Source organism: Streptomyces sp. XY431, from assembly GCF_001279805.1.
In the GTDB taxonomy this organism is placed as follows: domain Bacteria; phylum Actinomycetota; class Actinomycetes; order Streptomycetales; family Streptomycetaceae; genus Kitasatospora; species Kitasatospora purpeofusca.
In genome coordinates, this window is sequence record NZ_LGDO01000078.1 from 1 (window position 1) to 19,149 (window position 19,149).

At 72.9% G+C, this 19,149-nt stretch carries 13 protein-coding genes; 6 read left to right on the forward strand and 7 right to left on the reverse strand.

Annotated features, from left to right (window positions below; genetic code table 11):
• Positions 1–1,197 (reverse strand): CocE/NonD family hydrolase (locus tag ADK60_RS11140; protein WP_159400389.1); only part of this gene is annotated, 1,197 nt, incomplete at its 3' end.
• Positions 1,198–1,385: 188 nt separating this feature from the next.
• Positions 1,386–2,318, reverse strand: coding sequence for a motility-associated ABC transporter substrate-binding family protein (locus ADK60_RS11145; RefSeq protein ID WP_053645293.1), 933 nt, complete (start codon positions 2,316–2,318; stop codon positions 1,386–1,388).
• 308 nt (positions 2,319–2,626) lie between these two features.
• Here ADK60_RS11145 and nicT point away from each other — a divergent pair, with 308 nt between their 5' ends.
• Entirely contained in the window at positions 2,627–3,730 is a 1,104-nt protein-coding gene (gene nicT, locus ADK60_RS11150; protein ID WP_053645296.1) for a Nickel transporter NicT, read from the forward strand.
• Between the two features lie 114 nt (positions 3,731–3,844).
• On the opposite strand, the gene ADK60_RS47575 is transcribed toward nicT, so the two are convergent.
• The 3 genes from ADK60_RS47575 to ADK60_RS11165 all read right to left on the reverse strand — a co-directional run bounded on the left by ADK60_RS47575 (position 3,845) and on the right by ADK60_RS11165 (position 10,834).
• Positions 3,845–10,087, reverse strand: coding sequence for a DNRLRE domain-containing protein (locus ADK60_RS47575; RefSeq protein WP_053645298.1), 6,243 nt, complete (start codon positions 10,085–10,087; stop codon positions 3,845–3,847).
• Between the two features lie 233 nt (positions 10,088–10,320).
• The gene (locus ADK60_RS11160) at positions 10,321–10,593 is read right to left on the reverse strand and encodes a hypothetical protein (protein ID WP_045942370.1); all 273 of its coding nucleotides are present in this window, start codon (positions 10,591–10,593) and stop codon (positions 10,321–10,323) included.
• A 7-nt stretch (positions 10,594–10,600) separates the two neighbouring features.
• Positions 10,601–10,834: a hypothetical protein gene (locus tag ADK60_RS11165; RefSeq protein WP_053645301.1), complete on the reverse strand. Its 234-nt coding sequence runs from the start codon at positions 10,832–10,834 to the stop codon at positions 10,601–10,603.
• Between the two features lie 446 nt (positions 10,835–11,280).
• Here ADK60_RS11165 and ADK60_RS11170 point away from each other — a divergent pair, with 446 nt between their 5' ends.
• Positions 11,281–12,270, forward strand: a complete 990-nt coding sequence (locus tag ADK60_RS11170) for a helix-turn-helix transcriptional regulator (protein ID WP_045942372.1) — start codon at positions 11,281–11,283, stop codon at positions 12,268–12,270.
• Positions 12,271–12,575: 305 nt separating this feature from the next.
• Positions 12,576–15,002, forward strand: coding sequence for a DUF8508 domain-containing protein (locus tag ADK60_RS11175; protein WP_053645305.1), 2,427 nt, complete (start codon positions 12,576–12,578; stop codon positions 15,000–15,002).
• 81 nt (positions 15,003–15,083) lie between these two features.
• Here the strand turns inward: ADK60_RS11175 and ADK60_RS11180 are convergent, their stop codons facing one another.
• Both ADK60_RS11180 and ADK60_RS11185 read right to left on the reverse strand, forming a co-directional pair.
• Positions 15,084–16,001, reverse strand: a complete 918-nt coding sequence (locus ADK60_RS11180) for an SGNH/GDSL hydrolase family protein (RefSeq protein WP_053645303.1) — start codon at positions 15,999–16,001, stop codon at positions 15,084–15,086.
• A 282-nt stretch (positions 16,002–16,283) separates the two neighbouring features.
• Positions 16,284–16,700 (reverse strand): DUF3592 domain-containing protein, encoded by a 417-nt coding sequence (locus ADK60_RS11185; protein WP_045942379.1) that lies wholly within the window; start codon positions 16,698–16,700, stop codon positions 16,284–16,286.
• Positions 16,701–16,951: 251 nt separating this feature from the next.
• On the opposite strand from ADK60_RS11185, the gene ADK60_RS11190 reads away from it, so the two are divergent.
• The 3 genes from ADK60_RS11190 to ADK60_RS11200 form a co-directional block, all read left to right on the forward strand.
• A complete protein-coding gene (locus ADK60_RS11190; RefSeq protein ID WP_234371035.1) occupies positions 16,952–17,425 on the forward strand; it encodes a (2Fe-2S) ferredoxin domain-containing protein in 474 nt (157 codons plus the stop codon).
• Positions 17,426–17,514: 89 nt separating this feature from the next.
• The gene (locus tag ADK60_RS11195; RefSeq protein WP_030391225.1) at positions 17,515–17,766 is read left to right on the forward strand and encodes a hypothetical protein; all 252 of its coding nucleotides are present in this window, start codon (positions 17,515–17,517) and stop codon (positions 17,764–17,766) included.
• A 188-nt stretch (positions 17,767–17,954) separates the two neighbouring features.
• Positions 17,955–19,149: choice-of-anchor A family protein (locus ADK60_RS11200; RefSeq protein ID WP_159400390.1), on the forward strand; the 1,195-nt coding region annotated here is incomplete at its 3' end.

A 19,149-nucleotide genomic window follows, 5' to 3' on the forward strand; every position in this document is an offset into this window, starting at 1 on the left:
GACCAGGGCGCCGCCGCTCAAAGGGTCCGGGTGCAGGGTCAGCGCCGGGGAGCCGTGCAGCTCCAGCGGTTCGGGCAGCGGCCGGGAGTCGAAGCAGACCGAGCGGCCGTCCTCCTCGCGCTGGTCCGGCGGCCGGTCGGCGGGGCGGCCGTGCGGGACGTAGGCGCCGGCGTTGAGGCCGGTGTGCTGGGGGGAGCGGACGCGCACCCAGCGGTCCTCGGAGGCGGTGCCGGCGGCGCGCAGCGGGCCGTCGAGGCCGTAGCCGACCTGGCGGACGCCGGGGGACGGCCAGGGATCGTCGGCGGACCAGCGGGTGCCGAGCCAGCTGCGCAGGGCGGGGGTGGCCAGGGCGCCGGTGTCGTGGGCGCCGGTGTCGGCGTCGCGCAGCCAGTGGTCGTACCAGCGCAGGGCCTCGGGGAGGAGTTCGTCGGGGAGTCCGTGCGGCCAGGGGCCGAGGACGGCGCGGACGGGGACGGCGGCGGTGGACCGTTCGGCGAGGGCGAGCACCGCCGCGGCGGACGGGTCGGACCAGCCGGCGACGGCGAGGGTGGGGACGGCCGCGGCCGGGGCGGGGGCCGCCGGGGCGTCGAGCCAGTCGGCGAGCGGGGGTTCGAGGGCGTCGAGCCGGGCCAGCCACAGGGCCCGCCAGTCGTCGCCGACGTACAGCGGGTCCGGTGGGCGGGCGGCGTCGGCGAGGTGGGCGGTGGCGCGGGTGTGGCTGTCGGCGGCGAGGACGGCGCCGCCGAGGCGGTGCGGGCCGTCGGGGCAGGCGGTGACGACGGCGCGCACGGCGTCCGGGACGCGGGCGGCGATCCGCAGGGCGAGGGCTCCCGCCGCGCCGGTGCCGAGCAGGCCGATCCGTCCGTTGCACCAGGGCCGGCCGGCGAGCCACCGGACCAGTTCGGCCCCGTCCTCGACGAGGCGGTCGGCCGAGGAGGCGGTGGGCGGCCGTCCGCCGGAGTTGCCGTGGCCCCGGGCGTCGACCCGGACGGCGGCGTGGCCGTGGCCGGCGAACCAGGGGTGGCGGCGGGCGTCCTCGGTGGCGGTCCAGTCGGTGAGGCGGCCGGTGGAGTACTCCAGCACGACGGGGACGGGCGTGTCGGTCGCGGGGCGCCAGAGGCGGGCGTACAGCTCGGTGCCGTCGGGGAGGGGGACGCGCAGGTCCTCGCGGGTGGTGCGGTGCGGGTACGAGGGCATGGCCGCTCCCATCGGGTCCCGTCGGTGCGGATCATTCCGACAGTAGGGGAGGAAGCGGCCGCGCGCCCGGCGGAGGAACCGCGCGCCCGGCGGACGGGCCGGGCGCGCGGCGGACGGGACGCCCCAGCGACGGGACGCCCCAGCGACGGGACGTCCCAGCGACGGGACGCCCCGTGGAGTGGCGGGCCTCAGGCCTTGCTCAGCCAGGCGGTGGCGTTGAGGGCGAGGGCGGCGTTGGTGCCGGCCGGGTCGTCCCAGCCGTTGAACAGGTTGTTGCCGGACTGCCCGGTGCCGTCGTCGGCGGGGGAGCTGTCGCCCCAGGCGGCGACCCGGCCGCTGCCGTATCCGCTGGTGACGAAGAAGGCGCCGGTGTTCCCGGACGAGCCGGTGCGGTAGACGATGCCCTTGACCTTGGGGTTGTCGGCCGGCTTGAGGGTGAAGGTGGTGCCGGAGCGCAGGATCGAGCCGGTGACGGTGCCGAAGGGGCCGTGCAGCACCGGGTCGGCGGCGTCGTTGACGGCGCGCGGGTTGTCGGTGGAGATGTTCTTGACGTCCACCGAGAAGCCGAACGGGTCGTTGTTGTTCACGCCGTTGTTGGTGAACAGGTCGTTGATGATCGCCGGGGAGTCCCAGCCGTCGTTGTTGCGGTCGCTCTGGTTGTGGTCGGAAATGAGGAACAGCCCGCCGCCGTTCTGCACGAAACGGATGATCGCGGACTTCTCCGCCGCCGAGAAGCGGATGTTCGGCTCGGGGATGACGAAGGTGTCGAAGTTGGCGAGGTCGAGCGCGGCGCCGGTGCCGTAGCTGATGGTGGAGCCGGCCGGGAGGGTCTTCAGGCTGTACTGGCCGGTCTTCTGGAGGGCGACGCCCCAGGCGGAGAGGGCGCCGGTCCAGCTCTTCTCGGTGCTGGGGTCGGCGTTCTGGGTGCGCGGGTCGGGCTGGGCGGTGGAGATGATCCAGTCCGCGTTGCCGGCGGTCTCGGCCTTGCTGTTGTCGAACAGGACGCGGTGGGGGAGCACCGAGGTCGCGGCGGCGGCCGGGGCGGGGGCGGTGAGCGCGAGCGGGCCGGTGGCGAGCAGGGCGGACGCGGCCAGCGCGAGCGTGCTTCGACGGAGCATCATGTGCCGTCCCTCCGGAGGGGGTTGGGGTGCGGGACGACCGAGTGTCCGCGCGTAGAACGGCGTCTTCCAGGCGCGTCGGGTTACAGCCGCTTGTACGGTTCATGACCATCTCTGCCCGGGGGTGGCGAGGAGGTCTGCCCGGGGTCACCCCGAGGTCGCCCCAGCGACATGTCCGGGGACGTCCTGTTCGTCCGCCACCCGGTAATCAGGTCGTAATTGCGCATGACTTGCAACTAATTACAACCAGAAGGAAGGATGGCCCAGCTCCGGCGTCCCGGAGCCGCTACGGCCCCACGAAAGGACCCCCGATGACCGGCCCCCGCTGGCGCGACCGGCTCACCCGTGAGGAGTGGATCCGCCTGGCAGGTATGGGTGGTTTCATCCTCGCGCTGCACGTGATCGGCTGGTTCACCCTGCTCGCGGTCATCGCGCCCGAGCACTACGAGGTCGGCGGCCAGGTCTTCGGCGCCGGCATGGGGCTCACCGCGTACACGCTCGGCATGCGGCACGCCTTCGACGCCGACCACATCGCCGCCATCGACAACACCACCCGCAAGCTGATGGGCCAGGGCAAGCGTCCGCTGTCGGTCGGCTTCTGGTTCTCGCTGGGCCACTCGTCCATCGTCTTCGGCCTCTGCGCCCTGCTCGCCCTGGGCATCCGCTCGCTGGCCGGCCAGGTCGAGGAGGACGGCTCCACCCTGCACGAGACGACCGGCCTGATCGGTGTCACCGTCTCCGGCACCTTCCTGCTGGCGCTCGGCCTGATCAACCTGGGCGCGTTCAACGGCATCCTCAAGGTCTTCCGGCGGATGCGCGAGGGCGAGTTCGACGAGGCCGAGCTGGAGGCCCAGCTGGAGAAGCGCGGCTTCATGAACCGCATCCTCGGCCGGGTGACCAGGGCGGTCACCAAGCCCTGGCACATGTACCCGGTCGGGCTGCTGTTCGGCCTGGGCTTCGACACCGCCACCGAGGTGTCGCTGCTGGTGCTGGCCGGCGGCGCGGCGGCGTTCCAGCTGCCCTGGTACGCGCTGCTGGTGCTGCCGGTCCTGTTCGCCGCCGGGATGAGCCTGCTGGACACCATCGACGGCTCGTTCATGAACTTCGCCTACGAGTGGGCGTTCTCCAAGCCGGTCCGGAAGATCTACTACAACCTCACCGTCACCGGGCTCTCGGTGCTGGTCGCCCTGGTCATCGGCTCGATCGAGCTGATCGGGCTGCTCGGCGAGAAGCTGGACATCAGCAGCGGGCCGGTCGCCTGGATCGGCGAGCTGGACCTCGACTTCGTCGGCTACGCCATCGTCGGCCTGTTCGTGCTGACCTGGGTGGCGGCGATCGCCTACTGGAAGCTCGGCAACGTCGAGGAGAAGTGGTCCGCCGGACTCACCGCCGCGGCCGCCGACAAGGGCGAGTAGCCGACCGGGACGCGAGCAGCGGCGCCAGGGAGCGCGCGGGAACGGAAAGCGGGCCGGGCCCCGGGGGAACACCCCCGGGGCCCGGCCTCACCTGTCTTTCACCAGCGGGTCAGATTAGCAGGACGAGACCCAGGTCTCGCCGAGACCCAGCGTCAGGCCGCGGGCCTCGAACTTCACGGCGACGCACTTCCGGTAGTGGTTCGCCTTGGCCGCGGTCTTCTGGATCCAGCCGAGCTTGGCCGCCGTCACCACGCCGAGGGCGGCGCCGACCGGACCGAACAGGGCCATGGCCGCCGCGAGGGGGCCCCAGAAGTAGTGGGCGCTGCGGCCGATCTTCGCCGTGTAGGAACGGTTGAAGACGATCTTCAGGCCCAGCTTGTACTTCAGACCGTGCCAGCCGATGCTGGCGCTGACGTACGCGGTCGCGCGACCCCAGGAGTAGTAGCGGGTCTTCGACCAGCTCCAGCGCCCGTCGAGGTCGAACATGTTGACCGGGTCGGTCGGGTAGGCGTACGCGTTGGCGTTGCCGCCGAGCACCGAGTCCGTCTGCAGGAACCGGCCGAGGGCCGGGTCGTACAGGCGCGAGCCCATGAGGACGACGCCGCTGAGGGTGGCGCTGTCGCGCTGCTGACCGCCGATCCAGCCGTAACCGGTGGCCGGAGTGGCCGGGGTGCTCAGGTCGGCCAGCAGGTTGCCGTACTCGTCGTAGGTGCGGACGACGAGCGACTCGGCCGGGTCGAGCGGCAGCTGGACCGACACGTCGCCGTGCAGGTTGGTCAGCTGGAGGACGGTGCTGCCGGTGGCGCCGGTGACGGCGCTCAGGGTGTCGGTGAGGTCGGTGACGAGCCGGACGATCTCGCCGCTGTCGCCCTTGCTCCAGGTCGGGCTGTCGCAGCCGCAGCCGTAGTGGTTGACGGCGCCGGCGGTGGTGCTCCAGGTGCCGTCGCCGGCCTGGGTCTCACTGGTGCGGGAGGCCAGGCGGCCGGCCGCGTCGAGCGCCCAGGTGTTGCGCTGGGTGCCGACCGTCTCGCTCCGGGCCAGGCCGGTGGTGTAGTAGCCGAACTGGGCACCGTTCCTGGGGTGCGTGGTGATCCGGCCGAAGGCGTCGTAGCCGGCGCCCTTGAGCCGGTCGGCCGAGTCGTAGTCCGACGAGACCAGCGTGCTGGCGACGTCGTTGGTGGCGGGGTCGCAGTCCTCCGTGCTGGTGGTCAGCGAGGTGCGGTTGCTGTTCTTGTCGAAGGCGTAGCCGCGGCTGGTGCAGCCGGTCGGAGCCTGGTCGACGGCCTTGGTGAGGCGGCCGTTGGCGTCGTAGGTGAAGGTGCTCTCCACGGCGCTGCCGGCGCTCTGGGTGTGGCCGGTCTGCTGGCCGTGGACGTTGTAGTCCGCGAGGTCGGCCAGGACCACGGTGCCGTCGGCGCCGGTGTACACCTTGCCGGTCAGTACGCCCTGCGGGTTGTAGGTGTTGGTGAGGACATAGCCGCCGGGCAGGGTCTGCCTGGCGATCCGGCCGTCGGCGTCGTACTCGGCGGTGTGGGCGCCGGCGATCGAGTCGGTGGTCGACTGCGGCCGGCCGGCCGAGTCGTAGGTGTACGTGGTGGTGGACGGCGCGGAGTCGGACTCCTTGACGATCCTGTTGGCGACGTCGTACTCGGTCGTGGTGACGTTGCCGCTGCCGTCGTTGTAGCTGACCGGGCGGCCGAGCTTGTCGTAGCCGGTGGTGACGGTGGAGCTGCCGTTGGAGACCGAGACGGCGCGGCCGGTGACGGCGTCGTAGGTGGTGGTGGTGTCCGGGACGGCGGTGCCGGTGCCACCGCTGACGGAGGTCTTCACCGCGCGGCCGGCGGCGTCGTAGGTCGTGGTGGTGGTCCGGGTGACGCCGTTGGCGGTCTCCTTGACGACGGCGGCGTTGCCCCAGCGGTCGTACTCGGTGATCCTGGTCGGGATCTCCGCCGGGTTGCTGCCGGCGTCGGCGGCCGGGGCGGCCGGGCCGGTGGCGCAGGGCAGGTCGGCCCACTCGGGGCGGCCCGCGCAGGCGCCGGTGCCGGTGGCGGACCAGTAGCCGGTCACGGTGGTGCCGACGTCGCTGCCGTTCGACTTGGGCTGGGTCAGCTTGACCGGACGACCCTGGGCGTCGTAGGCGAGGTTCCTGGTGAGCGCCAGACCGGTCGGGTCCTCCACCACCTGGGTGGCCAGGCCCTTTGCCCAGTCGTAGCCGGTGCTGGTGGTGCGGGCGTCGGCGTCGGTCGGGTAGCCGTCGATCCGGGCGCCGACCGTGGCCGAGGTGGGCTGGTTGCTGACCACGGCGTTGGCCGGGCGGCCCTCGTCGTAGGCGGTCACGGTGTGGGTGCGGGCCGGGACCTCGTCGCCGGCCGGGCGGGCCGGGCTGGTGCCGGCGGCGGCCAGGTTGTGCTCCAGCGCCACGATGTGCAGCGGGCCGGTCTGCTCCAGCTGGCGCAGGCCGTCGGCGGAGTGCGCGGAGAGCGTGGACAGCGCCATGGCGCGGTCGGCGGTGCCGGCCTTGTCGAGGCCGAGCGCCCGCAGCCTGGTGAGCCCGTCACCGGCGGTGGACAGTGCCAGCGCCCGGTTGTCGGCGGTCAGTTCGCGGGTGGTGTTGCCGAGTGCGTCGTACTCGGTGGTGGTCACGCCACCGGCTCGCGCGGTGTTGACCTGGCGGCCCGAGGCGTTGGTGTAGGTGATGGCGGCCTTGGCGTAGTCGCCCGCGCCGAGGGCCCGGCCGTCGTGGCTGGCCGGGGGTGCGTCGGCGGGGAAGAACGCGGTGGCGTCGGTCGGGGCGTTGCTCTGACCCCAGCCGGCCACGTCGGCGACGCCCATCGCGTACGGGGCACCGGTGCCGGCCAGCGGCACGTCGTAGACCAGGTTGGTCGCGGCGGTGCCGTTGGTGACGTCATTGCTGCCCTGCTGGAGCGAGGGGCGCGAGACCGCGAGCAGCATGCCCTCGCCCGCGGTGGCGGCATTGCCGGCCTTGCCGTAGGTGAGGGTCCAGGGCAGCTCACCGGGCGGGGTGAGGGTGACGACCCGGCCCGCGGCGTCGTAGGTGTAGGCGGTCTTCGCCGACGGCCCGACGCGCGGGTCCCACACCTCGCGCAGGCGGGTCAGGTCGTCGTAGCGGTACTCGGCGATGACGACCGGGGTGGCGACGATGTCACCGGGGGCGGTGCTCCACAGCCGGATCTGCTTCACCTGGCCGGCGATGTCGCCGACGGTGGCGGTGGTGGCGGTGGTGGTGTCCGCGTAGACGTACTCCAGGACCCGGCAGCCGGCGGTCGACGGGACGGCCGCGCAGTTCGCGGAGGCCGTGGCCGAGGTCGGCGAGACCAGGTACCGCGGGCGGGCCAGCGTCCGGCCGCCGGCCGTGACCTTCTCCGACACGACCGTGGTGGTGGAGTTGTCCGCCGGCAGGGAGCTGCCGGTGACCTGCCAGGTGGTGGCGGCCGGGTCGACCTTGCCGAAGGTGATGGTCGCACCGGCGGTGCTCTTCAGGGTGAAGGTGCCGGAGAGCGTGCCGGTGAGGGTGTATTCCTCGGCGCCGGGTTCGGGCTTCCAGCCGCCGCCGGTGGTCGCGGTGAAGCCGGTCTCCTGGCCCTCGCCGTTGACCAGCGCGACCGAGGTCGGCGAGGTCTGCCGCACATAGGCCCAGTCGGACTGGGTCAGCTCGGTGACGGTGCTGGAGCTCCACTGCGGGCCGAAGATCGCGGCCTGGCCCTCGCGCTCCGCGCCGAGGCCGGGACGGCGGGACGAGAACGAGCGCTCGCTGCTCAGGCCGAAGCCGGCGGCGTCGGTCACGGACAGCCCGAAGTCACCGGTGAGGGTGTTGACCGTGCCCGGCCCGACCTCGGTGTCCGGAGCCGTGCCCGCGTTGCGGTCGACGGTGATGGTGGTCGCCTCGGTGACGGCGACCGAGGTGCCGTCGGTGAAGACCGCCTGCACGTCCACCGGGCCGTCGGCGGTCAGGGTGTCGGTGATGTTCCAGGTCAGCGGGGCCGGCTTGCCCGCCGGCGCGGCGAACGGCCAGCCGGTGACGGCCTTGCCGTCGGTGGTGGTCACGTTCGCGACCGGCACGTCCTTCCACGTGTCGGTCTCGCCGCGGCGGTACTGGTAGCGCACGCCGGTGTGGTTGCTGTTGCCCTCGCCCAGCAGGGTGGTGCGGCGGGCCGCGCGCTCGCCGGCGCCCGGGGCGGTCAGGGCCGCGCCCTTGCCGGCGTAGAAGGTGTAGGTCCGGTCCGCGGAGACGTTGCCCGCGGCGTCCCGGCTGTGCGCGGTGACGGTGTGGGCGCCGGCCTTGAAGGTCAGCTTCGCGGTGACCGGGGTGCCGGTGGTGGCGGCGGTGACCCACGCGCCGCCGTCCAGCTTGTACTGGACGTCCTTCACGTCGCCGGTCGGCGGGGTGAGGGTGAAGTTGCCGCTGTAGTCGCCGTTGGCGTCCGGGGTGCCCGCCCACTGGCCGGCCGGGAAGTCCCCGGAGGCGATCGCGGTGACGCCGGGCGCGGTGGTGTCCACGGTGAAGGTGCGGAACGCGGACCAGGCGCTGTTGGCGGTGCCGTCCCAGGAGCGGGAGCGCCACTTGTAGCCGCCGGCGGGCAGCGCGGTGCCGGGGGTCCAGGTGAAGGTGGAGCCGGAGGCCGCGTAGGCGGTGTGGCCGGACTGCAGCGCCGCGGTGCCGTTGGCCGCCCAGACCTCGAAGTCGAGCAGGACGTTGCCGCCGTCGGGGTCGGTCGCCTTGGCGGAGAGCGTCGGGGTGGCGTCGCCGGTGAGCGCGCCGTTCGCCGGGGCGAGCAGGGTGGAGACGGCCGGCGGGGTGTTGTACGTCACCGACAGGTAGGGCGTGTTGGCGGACGCGTTGCCGGAGTTGAACTTCTTCCAGCCGTACGGGTCGCTCTCGTCGGTGGCGCGGATGCCCAGGGTGTTGTTGGCGTTGCCGTTGCCGGCCCACGCCTGGATCAGCGAGGTGATGTCCTGGTTGACCCAGCCGTCGTTGCAGGAGCTGGAGTAGCCCTTGGTCGAGGTGGAGGTGGCCCACTTGCGGTTCCAGCCGGGCTGCGCGGTCCACCGGGTGCTGGTGCCGGCGCTGCCGGTGTCCCAGACGTCCCAGCCCTTGGCGGTGCAGGACCAGCTGTGGAAGTTCCACAGGTTGAGCTTGCCGCTGGTGATCTGCTTCCCGCTGATCTTCGCCATCGGGAACTGCAGGAAGGAGCGGGCGATCTGACCGGAGCCGTTGTTGCCCAGCTTCAGTTCGGTCTGCGCGGAGACGTCGGTGGCGTAGCCCTGCTGGACGAAGGTGTCGAAGCCGACGCCGATGTTGACCGCCGGGTCGACGGTGACCGGGTACTGGGTCGCCGGGTCGTTGAGGAAGGCCGCGTCCGGGGTGAGGGTGAGGTCGACGGCGTTGCCGTTCTGGGTGACCTTCAGACCGACCGGGGCGGTGTGGGTGTGGTCGCCGCTGCGCGCGTCGACCTTCGCGTCCCACATCACCGGGGCGGGCAGCTGGCCCTTCTCCTCGCCGGTCGTCGGGTCGAGGAAGGAGACCGAGTTGTCCGCGTTGTGGCGGGCCTGGAGGCCGGCCGCGTCCAGGGTCATGGTGACGGTGCCGTTGGCGCCGACCGCGCTGCGGTCCTTGAGCTCCAGGAACTGCTCGAAGCCGGTCCGGGTGGACTCGATGATCAGATCGGTGGCGGTGAGCGCGTTCTGGTACCGGGCCCTGGTGCCGTCGACCAGCGGGGCGGGCAGGGTGCCGCGCCAGGACAGCGACATGCTGGTGCCGTTGCCGTTGTCCAGCGAGACCAGGGGGACGGCCGGGGCCTGCTGGTCGCCGGCCGGGGCGCCGGCGGCCTTGAACTTCGACGCGGCGGCGGGCGCGGTGGCACCGGCCAGCGAGAGCCCGAGCGGGTGGCCCTTGGCCTTGACCGAACCGTCGGCCTGCTGGGCCAGGTTCACGTCGATCGGCCGGAGGCTGCCGTCCTTGTCCTTGAAGCGGACGGGGCCGGAGGCGAGGTCCAGGGTGGTGGTGCCGTCCGGGTTGATCCAGGTGGTGGTGGACTCGCCGCGCTCGTCGGTCACCTCGATCCGGCGGTTCTCCAGCCGGGCCTTGAGGTGGGCGGTGGCGATGTCCTTGGCCTCGGCCGGGCCGAGGGCCTTGCCGGGCTTGGGGGCGGGGGCCTCGGGGGTGACCGCGACGGCCTGACCGGTCGTCATGATGACGGCGGCGGCCTCGGCGGCGAGTACCACGGCGAGAGCGACGGCGGTGTTGCGCAGGACGCCGTTGCGGCGGCGTGCGGCGGGGGCGGCTGGCACGGTGTTCCCGGCGTGGCGCCGGGGTGGTGTGCCGGTCGGCTGTGACATGGAGCTCCTCGACGGTCTGTGGTGAGGGGTTCGACGGCGACACGCGTCCGCGTTCGGGCACGGCTGTGCGGGCCCGGGGGACCGGGCCTGCGTGCGGGCATGCCAATGGGCATATGCATGTCAATAACAGGCCGGTCAAGCCGTAGGCATGAATCGGCCAAATCTGTGAGCGTGAGCAACCGTCCGAAATCAGGACGGAAGGCGGGAGCGTGCCCGGCGGAGGGCCCCGCGGCCTACGGTGGAGCCGCCACCGTGAAGCGGTGCGCGGGGCCCTCCGCCAGTGCGCGGCGGAGCAGGGCGTACGCCCTCAGCTCGGCCGCCTCCCGGTCGGGGGCGCGGACGTACAGCACGACGCCGACACCCCCCGGGAGGGCGCGGGCGCGGACGTGTTCCAGGCCGTCGCCCGGAACCGCGCGCGCCCACAGGGCGCCCTGGACGTCGGCGGGTCCGGCCTCGCCGACGGGCGTGGCCGAGACGTCCAGGAGAGTCAATTGGACGGCGAACACCGAACGGTCAGTCCCAGCCGATGCCCGGGCCGTCGGCGCGGGAGGAGTCCCAGCCGATGCCTCCGGTCTCCCGGATGCCCGGGGCGTCCCAGCCGATCCCCGTCCCGTCGGCGTGAGTGGCCACGGGGAGGGCGGCGGTCGGGGCAGCCGGGGCGGTCCGCGCGGAGGCGGCGGGAGCGACGACGGCGGCGAGGGTCAGTGCGAGGGCGGCGGCGGCGAGCAGCCGGACGGGCTTCGGCACGGAGGTTCCTGTTCTGTGCACGGTGGTTCAGGGCGTGGTGTCGGTGCGTTGGTGCCGGGTGCGCGGTGTCGTGCGGTGGTGTCGTGCGATGGTGCCGGGTGCGTGGTGCCGGTGGGTGCGGTCGGACACGTGGTGCCGGTGTGTGCGGCCGGTGTCTGCCCGCAGACTGCATCCTTCCGTCACCCGGTCCGCGCCGGGAGGGAGTTCGCCGGGCAGCATCCGGCCAGGCAGCTTGCTGCAACCCCGGAACGGCAACCCGGGGGTGGCGCCGGTCGGCCCGATCCCTCTGCGGAACAGACCGGACGGTCCGGTTCGGGCCGGGTGACCGGATCACGTCTTGTGGCGGCGGGAGCGCCGGAGGAAGGATCGGGAACCGCCGGGGCGGACCGGGATTCCGTCGCGAGCCGCGATGAGACGCGATGTCGTGACGATCAGGGGTCGTTGACGTGCTGGAACTGCTGGGCGTGGACACCACCGCGGAAGCCGTGTACCGCGAGATGCTCGCGGATCCGGAGGGCGGGGTGGCCGAACTCTGCGAACGGCTCCACCTCCCCGAGGCCGCCGTCCGGGCCGCCCTCGACCGCCTCGCCGACCTGACCCTGCTGCGCGCCTCCCGGGAACGCCCCGGCGCGCTCTGGCCGGTCAGCCCGGAGCGCGGGCTGGAACTGCTGCTGCGCCGCCAGGAGGAGGAGCTCGCCCGCCGCCAGCAGGAGCTGGCCGTCTCCAAGGCCGCCGTGGCGCGCGCCGTCGCGGAGTACGCCACGCTCCGCTCGGCCACCCTGGTGGACGGCGGCGAGCGCCTGGTCGGCCTCGACGCCATCCAGGCCAAGCTGGAGACGCTGACCGCCCGGCTGACCACCGAGTGCCTGGCGGTGATGCCCGGCGGCGCGCAGTCCGCCGCCAGCCTGGCCGCCTCCCGCCCGCTGGACGAGGACGCCCTGCGACGGGGCGTCAGCCTGCGCAGCATCTACCAGGACAGCGTCCGCAACGACCCCGAGACCTTCGCCTACACCCAGTGGATGACCGGCCTGGGCGGCCGGGTGCGCACCGCTCCGGTGCTGCCGCCGCGGATGCTGGTCTTCGACGGCACCACCGCCGTGGTGCCGATCGACCCGGAGAACACCAGGGCCGGTGCCCTGTGCACCGAGGAGCCCGGGATCGTCGCCTCGCTGGTCGCGCTGTTCGAGCAGACCTGGGAGACCGCCGCTCCGCTCGGCGGGGACCCGCGCCCCGAGGACGCCGGCACCGGCCTCAGCCCGGGTGAGCGCGAACTGCTGCGGCTGCTCTCCACCGGGCTGACCGACGACGCGGCGGCCAAGCGGCTGGGGGTCTCGGTGCGGACGGTCCGGCGGCAGATGGCGGCGCTGATGGAGCGTCTGGAGGCGGCCAGCCGCTTCGAGGCGGGTCTGAAGGCGGCCCAGCGCGGCTGGTTGTAGCCGGGGTCACAGCTTCGGGGTAACGGTCCGTCGCCGTCCCGGAGATCCTGGAGAAGTTCACCTCCAGGCTCTTGTCCGGTCATTTTCTACGCGCGTATCTTTGGGGCGCTGCGGGGGGCGGTTCCCGACTTCCGCGCGGATTTCTACGCGGGTAGCAGGACAGCGGGCCGGACACCGGCCGATGCGTCCGGCCCACCCGCCCGGCCGATCCGTCCCGCCGATCCGTTCCGTCGACCCGTCCGGCCGACCGCCCCGCCGACCCACCCCCATGCACCACCCGAGCTAGGAGCCCCGTTCCGGTGACCATGCCCATCGCTCCCCGTCCGCGCTCGCGCCGCGCCCTGCTGCGCGCGGCTGTCGTCCCGGCCGGTCTGGCCGCCTCCCTGGTGCTGGCCCCGCTGCCCGCCGCGGTGGCCGCGCCGTCCGCGGACGCGCTGATCTCCGAGGTCTACGGCGGTGGCGGCAACTCGGGCGCCACGCTGAAGAACGACTTCGTCGAGCTGGCCAACAAGGGCGGCGCCGCCTTCGGCCTGGACGGCTGGAGCGTCCAGTACATATCGGCCGCGCCCGGCCCGAACTCCCAGTGGGGCGTCACCCCGCTGACCGGTTCGATCGCCCCCGGCGGGCGCTACCTGGTCGGCGAGGGCGCCGGCGCGGCGGGCACCGTCGAGCTGCCCACCCCGGACGCGGTGGGCTCGCTGGCGCTGTCCGGCACCAGCGGCACCGTCGCGCTGGTCCGCGGCACCGACCCGCTGACCTGCAAGACCGCGGCCGACTGCGCCGCCGACCCGCGGGTGCGCGACATCGTCGGCTTCGGCACCGCCGTGGTCCACGAGGGCTCCGCCTCGGTGGCCGGCGCCTCCAACACCGCCTCGGTCGCCCGCAAGGCCGGTCTGCCGGACACCGACGACAACGCCGCCGACCTCACGGCCGGCGCCCCGTCGCCGACCAACAGCAAGGGCGAGGTCGCCGAGGGCTCCACCCCGACCGGCCCGACCGAGCCGGGCGCCGTCCGGATCCACGACGTCCAGGGCCGCACCCGGCTGTCCGACCGCACCGGCAAGACCGTCGCCGGTGTGCCCGGCATCGTCACCGGCGTGCGCGCGTACGGCTCCAAGGGCTTCTGGATCCAGGACCCGAACCCGGACGCCGACCCGGCCACCAGCGAGGGCGTCTTCGTCTACACCGGCTCCGCCAACCCGACCGTCAAGGTCGGCGACTCGGTGCTGGTCACCGGCAAGGTGACGGAGTACTACCCGAACTTCACCGGCGGCTCGCAGTCGCTCACCCAGCTGACCAACCCGGCCGTCACCGTGGTCTCCGCCGGCAACCCGCTGCCGGCCCCGGTGGTCGTCGACACCCGCAACATCCCCGGCACCTACAGCCCGGCGGCGGGCCCGGACGGCACCGTCAACGGTGTCGCGCTGGACCCGGAGAAGTACACCCTCGACTTCTACGAGTCGCTGGAGGGCATGCTCGTCGAGGTCCGCGACGTCCGGGTGATCCAGGCCACCGACAAGTACAACGAGCTGTGGGTCGCCGCCGACAGGCAGGACCAGAAGAGCCGGCGCGGCGGCGTGCTCTACGAGTCCTACGAGGAGCCGAACGTCGGCCGGCTGATGGTGCAGCAGCAGGCGCCGGTCTCCCAGCAGGCCTTCCCGGTCGCCAACGTGGGCGACGTGCTGACCGGCGTCACCAACGGCCCGCTGGACTACAACCAGTTCGGCGGCTACACCCTGGTCGCCGGCACCCTCGGCGCGCTCCAGGACAACCACCTCCAGCGCGAGGTGACCGCCCCGACCGCCGACCGCGAACTCTCCGTCGCCACCTACAACGTGGAGAACCTCGCCGCCACCAACCCGGACAGCAAGTTCGCCGAGCTGGCCGCCGGTGTCGTCACCCACCTGCGCTCGCCCGACATCGTCGCCCTGGAGGAGATCCAGGACAACAACGGCGCCAAGAACGACGGCACGGTGGACGCGAGCCAGACCGTCGCCAAGTTCGTCGCCGCGATCAAGGCGGCCGGCGGCCCGGCGTACGACTGGCGCTCGGTGGACCCGGAGGACGGCAAGGACGGCGGCGAGCCCGGCGGCAACATCCGCCAGGTCTTCCTGTTCAACCCGCAGCGGGTCTCCTTCACCGACATCCCCGGCGGCGCCGCCACCACCACCGCGGTCGACGTGGCCGGCACCGGCTCCGCCGCCTCGCTGACCGCCTCGCCCGGCCGGATCGCCCCCGCCGACGCGGCGTGGACCAACAGCCGCAAGCCGCTGATCGGCCAGTTCTCCTTCCGCGGCAAGAAGGTCTTCGTCATCGCCAACCACTTCAACAGCAAGGGCGGTGACCAGGGCATCGACAGCCGCTTCCAGGCCCCGGTCCGCTCCTCGGAGGTCCAGCGGGTCGCCCAGGCCACGGTGGAGCAGGCCTTCGTCGCCAAGCTGCTGGCCGCCGACAAGGAGGCCAAGGTGGTCTCGGTCGGCGACTTCAACGACTACCAGTTCTCGCCCGCGCTGACCACGCTCACCAAGGACGGCGTGCTGCGCGACCTGGTGAACGAGCTGCCGGAGAAGGAGCAGTACTCGTACGTCTACCAGGGCAACTCGCAGGTGCTGGACCACATCCTGGTCAGCCCGGAGGTCGGGTACGCCAAGTACGACGTGGTGCACATCAACGCCGAGTTCGCCCAGCAGGCGAGCGACCACGACCCGCAGGTGGTCCGCATCAAGCCGTGAGGCGGGCGGAGCACGACCGAGGGGCGGTGACCGGGGACCGGTCACCGCCCCTCGGGGCTTGTGGGGTGTCTTTCGGAGGTGTTACCCGAGGGCCTTGAGCACGGCGTCGGCCATGACCCGCTCGCCGGTCGCGTTCGGGTGGAAGGGCACGGCCGGGGAGCCGGGCAGCGCGCCCTCGACCCAGCGGTCGGCCGAGCAGACGTCGTGCCCGCGGGTGGGCGTGGCGGTGTCCACGTAGGTGGCGCCGGTGGCCTGGGCGGTGGACCGCAGCATCGTGTTCAGCCGGCCGAGCACCTCGTGCAGGTACGGGATGTCGCGCGGGGCGATCGGCTGGCGCAGGACGCAGGAGGCGCCGTCGGCGGGCAGCACCGAGGGGTACCCGACCAGCAGGATCCGGGCGTTCGGGGCCTTGGCGCGCAGCCGCTTCACGGTGTCGGCGAGCCGCGGCCCGGTCCGGTCGACCCGGTCGGCGAGGTCGTCGTTGCCGTACTGCCAGGACCAGCTGGACCAGTCCCAGTACCCGTGGTGGTAGACGTCGGTGCACGGGGTGCCGAGCGGGTTGACCACGGCGCCCGCGATACAGGTCGCGATCACGTCGGCGATCCCGAGATCGCTGTCGCCGAGGTCGTTGCCGCCGATCCCCAGGGTGATCAGGTCGGTGTCGGCGGTCACCGCGTCGATCTGCGGATCGTTGACCCGGAGGAAGGCGTCGTACTGCGCCTCGGTGATCGACTTGACCTTGGCGGCGGCACAGGTGACGTCGCGGTAGGCGGCGGCGTTCAGGGCGGCGGCGACCAGGTGGCCGTAGTTGCGGTCGGAGCGCAGGCAGAGTCCGGCCGACTGGCCCGGAACCCCCGCACCGGCCGCATAGGAGTCGCCGAGCGCCACGTAGCGGTGGGGGGCGGGAGTGGCGGCCTGCGCGCTGGTGGCGGTCATCGCGAGAGCGGCGCCCAACGCGGCGGAAGCGAGCAGCAGGGAATTCCGGGCACGGCGGAGCACGATTCCTCCTGGGGGAGAGAAACGAGTGGGTGGGGGTCGTGCGAGCCGGGCCACAGCTACTACTGACAGGTAAGTTACTGGCAGGTTTCGCGGCCGTCCATGCTGTGCGCATACATTTCCGAAAATTCGTCAGAGGTTTCGACGGGTGCTCCGGAGGGAATTCCGAATTTCGCTCCGAGGGGTGTCGAAATGCATTCCGAAACGGGGCGGAGCGGAATTCGGGCGGTCTGTCGCGGTGGGGGAGGGGTCGGGCGGCGGCGTGGTGGTGGGGGCTCCGTGCCGTCAGCCGATGGTGGCGGCCACCCAGAAGAAGAACACCGTCGCCACGGCGAAGAGCACGCAGCAGTACCCCAGCAGCCCGACGCCGTCGGTGCTGGGGAAGCCGAGGACGACGACCTTCTCCGGGAAGCGCGGGAGGTGGGCGACCTCGACCGGGTCGCCGGGGCCGAGTCCGGTCGGCCCGCGCAGGGCGATCGAGGTGTCCGCCTCCACCGCGGGGCCGTCCGCGACCTCGAACCGCACCCGGACGGTGTCCTCGTAGCCGCCCTCGTCGCCCACGGGCGTGCTCGTCACGGAGACCACCCGGGCCCGGTGCCGGGTGCCGTAGCGGTTGATCCGGAACGTCCGCGAGGCCCGTGACCCGGTCCAGTACGCGTTGCCGGCGAAGACCGTCCCGATCAGGAGGGCGAGAAGGTTCACAGTGGGGCAGCCTACGCTCGGGCCCGGCTCCGCGCCCAGGGGTTCGTCATCAACTCCCTTGTGTTGGCGCGTAGTTCATGTTTCCGGCGAAGCCCGGGGCGGCCGTCCGACGGTGGCCGGGTAGGCTGCGGCTGCCGTCCTGGTGCCACCCGGTCGGCGGGCTCCACCGTGATCGTCGGCCGCAGCGGCCTGCGGCTGCCGCGCGCACGGGCGCGGCGGCGGGCCCTGGGGAACGAGGAGGCCGAGGAACCATGAGCCGTCGCGAGCGCGACCGGATCGGCAAGCAGGGCGGGGCCGGCAAGCAGGGCGCGGCAGGTAAGCAGGGCGCGGCAGGCAAGCAGGGCGGACGCGGCCCGGCGGCCCCGGTGACCGTCACCGTCTGCCGGGGCTGCTGCTGCGGTACCCAGGAGAAGCACCCCGGTGTCGACCACGCCGGCCAGTACGAGCGGCTGCGCGCGGCGGTCGGCGACGCGGGCCGGGTCCGCGCGGTGAAGTGCCTGGACACCTGCGCGCACTCCAACGTCGTGGTGGTCGGCCCCTCCAGCGAGGGCCGCGCGGCCGGCGGCCGGCCGGTCTGGCTGGGCTGGGTGCTGGCGGACGACATGATCGAGGAGATCGCCACCTGGGTGCACTCCGGCGGCCCCGGTGTCGCCGAACCGCCCGGGCTGCTCGACCTCCAGCAGATCTCGGTCTCCCGCCGCGTCGGGGAGGGCCTGCCGGGCTGACCCCGCCGACCCGGACCCGCGCGTGGGACGGCTGGCCTAGCATGACCCAGGGCACGCCCCAGGTTCCGCGCGCCGACAGGAGGAAGACGATGACCACGGTCTGCCGCATCTGTGCGGGCACCGGCCGTACCGCCGGCCTCAGCTGCCGGACCTGCCAGGGCACGGGCACCACCGAGGTCGGCGGTGGCGGCGGCAACTGCTTCCTCTGCGACGGCACCGGGGTGTACGTCCGCTACCGGGTCGACGCGGGCGGGGCCAAGCACGCCTACCGCGACGAGATCTGCCGCACCTGCGACGGCACCGGGAACCGGGCGGCTTCCCCCTGGGACGAGGCGTCCTGACGCTGCGGGCTGCCCCGATCCTGTGGGTGCAGCCCATCCTGTTGGCGCAGCCCGTCCTGTTGGTGCAGCCCCTTCCCCGGCTCCGGACGGTGACGGTTGGTCCGGGCGGGTGCGCCCGCTCACCGCATCAGCGTAGGAGGGCGCCCCAGCGGTGACCGCGTTCGTACAAACTGTCGGACGCTACGAGCATGGCTTCCCTCAATCGACTGCTCGCCCGCGTCCGCCGAAGGGCCGGTGCCCTGGCGGTGCCGTGCACCCTCGTCACGGCCCTCGTCCCCGTCCTCGCGCTCGGCCCGGGCGCGGTCGGCGCCGCGGCCGCCCCGCTGCCCGGCGGACTCGGGCCCTGTGTGCCCGGCAGCTGCCCCGCCACTTACCCCACCTCGATCAACAACCTGCCGTTCACCGGCCGGGACAACGGCATCAACGTCTTCGTCGGCGGTGACTTCCTGGTCCGCGGCCGCGCCGCCGAGGCCGAGGGCCGCGTCGTTGTCCTCAACGCCTTCGACCAGGCGAAGGAGGCCGGGGTCAGCTCGATCTACAACGTCGGCATCGCCGGCGTCGGCTCCCGGGTCCCGCCGCCGGACGGCGCCGACTTCCTCACCACCGGCGCCGGGGTCACCGTCGCGAGCGGCCAGACCCTGGTGGCCGAGGGCGGCGTCGTCCGGCACGCCGGTCCCGTCAGCGGCACGGTGACCGGAACCTCCACCACCGATGCCAACGCCGTCCAGCCCTACACCGGTCTGCGCGCCCAGCTCTCGACCGCCTCCGACTGCTACGCCCGGGTCGACGGTATGGCCCGCACCCCGACCGGCACCGCCGTCAACTCGGGCGGCCAGACCCTGTTCACCGGTGACGGCAGTTCGGCGCTCCAGGTCTTCAACGCCGACTTCGACCTCACCGGGCCGACCGGCGGTCAGCAGGGCATCGTCTTCGCCAACATCCCGGCCGGGGCCACCATCCTGGTCAACGTCACCGGCACCACCCGCGTCCTGAACACCTTCAGCGGCGGCATCAACGACTCCGACGACCCGCTGAACGGCTACCGCGACCACCTGCTGTGGAACTTTCCCGACGCCACCTCGGTCACCCTGGGCGGCACCGGCCAGTTCCAGGGCAGCTTCCTGATCGGCGAACCGACGTCGCAGACCACGGTCACCCTGGCCGGCGTCAACGGCCGCTTCTTCACCACCGGCTCCCTCACCCACACCAGCCTGCCCGTCGGCGGCGGCGGCCAGGAGTTCCACTCCTACCCCTTCAACGGCGACCTGCCCTCCTGCGGCTCCACCCCGGTGACGGGTGAGGTGCGGGTGCTGAAGACGAACGCCGAGACCGGCGCGCCGCTCGCGGGTGGTGTGTTCGACCTGTGGGAGGAGACCAACGGCG